The sequence below is a fragment of the Vibrio sp. Vb0667 genome (assembly GCF_033391095.1).
On sequence record NZ_JAWPOL010000075.1, the window covers coordinates 1 to 2,438 of the forward strand.

The 2,438-nt window shown below is 41.2% G+C and carries 3 protein-coding genes and 1 pseudogene; 3 read left to right on the forward strand and 1 reads right to left on the reverse strand.

From position 1 onward, the window contains the following. The first annotated feature begins 268 nt into the window (after positions 1-268). Positions 269-475 (forward strand): hypothetical protein, encoded by a 207-nt coding sequence (locus tag R8269_RS23385; protein WP_005377069.1) that lies wholly within the window; start codon positions 269-271, stop codon positions 473-475. A gap of 200 nt (positions 476-675) precedes the next feature. On the opposite strand, the gene R8269_RS23390 is transcribed toward R8269_RS23385, so the two are convergent. Continuing rightward, positions 676-1,272: a hypothetical protein gene (locus tag R8269_RS23390; RefSeq protein WP_249371628.1), complete on the reverse strand. Its 597-nt coding sequence runs from the start codon at positions 1,270-1,272 to the stop codon at positions 676-678. Positions 1,273-1,422: 150 nt separating this feature from the next. Between R8269_RS23390 and R8269_RS23395 the strand changes: the two genes are divergently transcribed. Both R8269_RS23395 and R8269_RS23400 read left to right on the forward strand, forming a co-directional pair. After that, entirely contained in the window at positions 1,423-1,944 is a 522-nt protein-coding gene (locus tag R8269_RS23395; RefSeq protein ID WP_005377075.1) for a GNAT family N-acetyltransferase, read from the forward strand. A gap of 104 nt (positions 1,945-2,048) precedes the next feature. Beyond that, positions 2,049-2,366: pseudogene (locus tag R8269_RS23400) on the forward strand (DUF2007 domain-containing protein); the annotation flags it as partial. Positions 2,367-2,438 lie beyond the last annotated feature (72 nt).

Sequence of the window (2,438 nt, forward strand, 5' to 3'; positions counted from 1 at the left end):
AGAGTGATTCGCAACGCTTGGCAGTTTCGCTTCGCTCAAGTATAGCCAAGCGCCGCTCACACCTTAATGCGGCGTTATGTGCTTTGGGAGAAAATGGAAATGGATATTCCCGACAGATTCAAAAATGTAAGATACGTTTCATCCCGCATTCCGGGTTGCAAAGATGATTCAGACTTAACGCTTGGAGCTAACTGTCAGGTCTTTGCTTATAACCTGCTCAGAGACTTCGGTCTAAATCCACCTAACTACCGTTCTAGTGAATGGTGGGATGAGTGAGGTGGTCACTGAGTTTAAGCCGCTAGATATCATGATGTACAACGACTCTACTGACTCATACGGAGCACACGTTGGGGTGTATGTCGGTAATGGACTCGTCTACCCCCTTTCTTTATCCAATGGCGTACCCATGTTTGAGCGCCATTTAGACTTACTTCAACAAAGTAAGTATCAGTTTTTATTGGCGCTAAGCGTATAAAACAGTTTGGTGCATAACGTAAGTACGCACATAACAAACTGTTCAAGAGGGATTCGCAACGCGTGTCATTTTCACCATGCGTTGATTTTAGTGATTAAGGCGGCTTGCGGCGGCTTTTGTATTGCGTTGCTCACCCCTTAGCTGGGCGTCAGCCTTATTACGGGGAATTGGAGCCCTCAGCAGAGGACTCCCGATATAAATCACTGTTTAAAAACGTGGTCTAAAACTGCAATATGATACGCATTTACTTGTCCCCAACGTTCATCAGGAACTTTATTGATCTTACCTCCAATTTTTTGGGTGTAAGCTCTAGCTTCCAAACCTTTAGCTTTTGCTAAGGTCAGAATGATTGGGATATTTTTAGAGTTACAATAAGCGATAACTGTGTAGTAATCCTTATCTCCAAATTTATGCTCTAATGCAGCATTTGCCGCTTTAAATGCATCGTCGGCTTTTTGATTGGCTTTTGTAACTTCGGCATTTGTTCTAGAAATGTGAGCTTGTGTATTTAACTGAGCCTTTTCTAAGTTGTTAATTCGTTGGTCATGTTGAACTAGCAAATTAGCTTGGTTTAATAGTTGCTCCGCCGATGATAGTACTCTCTGTGCTTCGAAATATGCATCTGCCAATTGTTCTTGGACTTGCCATGAAAAATCATCGGTAAATGCTTTTACCAACATTGAGTACCCACGTTGTGTAATTAAAATAATTCCAGATGGCGGAATAGGGTGTGGGTAAGAAGCTGCAAATGCTTGGTCCGTAGGCATTGCTATGAAGTAGTGTTTGTTCTTAAGCAACTTCGATTGGTTTGCAGTAAAAATGTTGTAAGTAGTGTTTTGAGAAACTCTATGTTATTTGTCAATGTTCCACAAGGTTAGGACACGCTCGGAGTTAAACTCAACGACAGGGATCGTAACCAAAAGGTCATTAATACTCAAAGGTCAAATATGGATATTTACCCAGAAATCGAATTATCTAAAGCGCAGCATAATGCAATTGAAGCGCTTAGAAACCAGTCGTTTCCTGAACACCAAGTTACTCGCTCTTACTATAAGCAACTCCCGCATATGAGAGTTCTGAATTACGAAGGTGATCAGTTAGTTGGTTACATGGGATTAGACTACAGAGTTGTTCGCGTTGGTGATGAAATTTATAAAGTATTAGGTGTGAGTGACTTTTGTGTCGAGAGCAAAGTTCAAAGACAAGGTATTGGCACAACAATGTTGTCTCAACTCAGCGAGTATGCGTCCACTAAAGATGTCGACTTCATCATTTTAGTCTCCGATTTGGAGCGTTTTTATGTGGCTAATGGTTATCAGCGCCTTAACTCTCTAAGTTCTTGGTTGCGCGTTCATGAACATAAAAATTACGGTGTTGCTGTAGAGCAACTAGATGATTTATATGTTAAACCTATCAGCGGCAAAACTTGGGCTGTTGGCCATATAGATTGGTTAGGGTATATGTACTAGTCTGTAGTGGGCTAATAAGTTGTTCAAAAAGAAATACTACACATAGCATTTCCAATTAGCGTTTCTTATACCTTACGGGAGCGCTTTCCCACAAGGAGCAATATGTGATTGTAGTAGCAAGGTTTTCTTTTCCTCATGAAGCTCATATTGCGAGAGCAAGCCTAGATAGTGTCGGAATAGAAAGTTACATCGCTGACGAGCACACGGTAAATACTCAGTGGCTTTATTCAAATGCAATAGGCGGCGTCCGTCTGATGGTGGCCGAAAGTGATGCAGAAGATGCGAAACAAATACTTAGTAGCGATTTCTCAGAATCATTGGGAAATGAAGTTGACGTTGATGAAGAAAAAGACGTTTGCCCTAAATGTGGTAGTAAAGATCTATTTGCATTTACAAAAGGTAAACGCCCAGCTTTCTTTGTGCCGTCCTAAATAAGGTTGACACTTTCCACCCCCCAAAATTGGAGAGTGTTATGAAATCAACAACTAAAAGAA